Genomic DNA, 1,402 nt, shown 5'->3' with positions numbered 1-1,402 from the left:
CAGTTGTCGCGTGGGTTGGGCTGCGTCGGAAGATTGGTTGCTGGGGTCGTTCAAAAGCATTTGGATATCTAGGAAAGACGGGAATGAATCACTCGGGTTTGACACCGGCCGCCGCGGCCGACTTACCCCAGCGCACCGTTTCTGCGCGCATGAACTCGCCGAGTTGCGGCAGGTCCATCTGCAGCGCGTCGTGGGCCGCCGTTGCCACGGGCGCAGTCACCATCTCGGATCTGCTGGCCTCGAGGAAAGCTGCGTTGAGCTTCCTGACGATGGCCTCTGGCGTCCGAGCGGGCGCCAGCACCGCATTCCATGCGTAGGCCTCGAAGCCTGGCGCGCCCTGCTCCTGCACCGTCTGCAGATTGGGAAGCGCCGGATACCGGTCCTTCGTGGACACAGCGAGCGCCTTGACCTTGCCGCTGGCGACCAGTGGCAAGAGCGACCCGCCCGAATCGAACATCAGCTGTACGTCACCGCCCATCAGGCCAGCCAGGGCCGCTGGCGACCCCTTGTAGGGCACGTGGACAGCGTTCAGTCCCGTCGCGGACTTCAGCATCTCCATAGCAAGGTGCGACGTGATCCCAGTGCCGCCGGAACCGAAGCTGAGCTTTCCGGGGTTCGCCTTGGAATAGGCCACCAGTTCCTTCAGCGATGAAACCGGCAGGTCGTTGTTCACCACCAGGAAGAGCCTGCCTCTGGCGATCGGCGCGACCGGTACGAAATCCGTCGAAGGCGAATAGGGAAGCTTCGCGTAGAGCGCCGGATTGATGGCCAGTTGACCCGAGGTGCCGAACAGCAGCGTATAGCCATCGGGCTCCGCCGACTTGACGGTCTGCGCTGCAAGGATTCCGTTGGCGCCCGGCTTGTTGTCGATGTAGATGGCCGCCTTCAGGATCGGCTGCAGTGCCGCGGCATAAGCGCGCGCAATGACGTCGCTGGACTGCCCGGGCGGAAATCCGACCACGAGCCGGATCGGGCGGCTCGGGTAGCCCGATGTGTCTGCAGGGCTCTGCGCGCTCGCATACATGGCCGGAAGCAGCAACGTGGCCGTGACGAAAAGCCTGCGGCTCACGGTGCCGCGTGTCGGTTTTCTCTGCATCTTGTCTCCACTTTTATCAGTGGAGTGAAGTCTATTTAGCCGTGATACGCTCGTCCAATATATCGGACGAGCACTCTCAATACTTACTCCATATGGACCTACGGCACCTGCGTTACTTCGTCGTTCTTGCGGAGGAGCTGCACTTCACCCGGGCCGCGCGACGCATCGGAATTGCGCAGCCGCCGTTGACGTTCCAGATCAAGTCTCTGGAGCAGGAACTCGGCGTCCAACTGTTCGACAGGCAACCCGGAAACGTCACGCTCACCGGTCCCGGCGAAGTGTTCCTCGAAGAGGCGCGTGCCATCC

2 protein-coding genes are annotated in these 1,402 nt (G+C 62.3%); one reads left to right on the top strand and one right to left on the bottom strand.

The features are described 5' to 3' along the window. Window positions 1–88: 88 nt before the first annotated feature. Window positions 89–1,096 carry a Bug family tripartite tricarboxylate transporter substrate binding protein gene (locus ACSFA3_RS23325; RefSeq protein ID WP_435465796.1) on the bottom strand — a complete coding sequence of 336 codons (1,008 nt, stop codon included), beginning with the start codon at window positions 1,094–1,096 and terminating at the stop codon, window positions 89–91. 92 nt (window positions 1,097–1,188) lie between these two features. Between ACSFA3_RS23325 and ACSFA3_RS23320 the strand changes: the two genes are divergently transcribed. Then, window positions 1,189–1,402 (top strand): LysR family transcriptional regulator (locus ACSFA3_RS23320; protein ID WP_435507811.1); only part of this gene is annotated, 214 nt, incomplete at its 3' end.

Origin of the sequence: Variovorax glucosi, assembly GCF_051216695.1 — a bacterium.
In the GTDB taxonomy this organism is placed as follows: Bacteria; Pseudomonadota; Gammaproteobacteria; order Burkholderiales; family Burkholderiaceae_C; genus Variovorax.
This window is presented reverse-complemented; position numbering and strand designations above follow the sequence as displayed.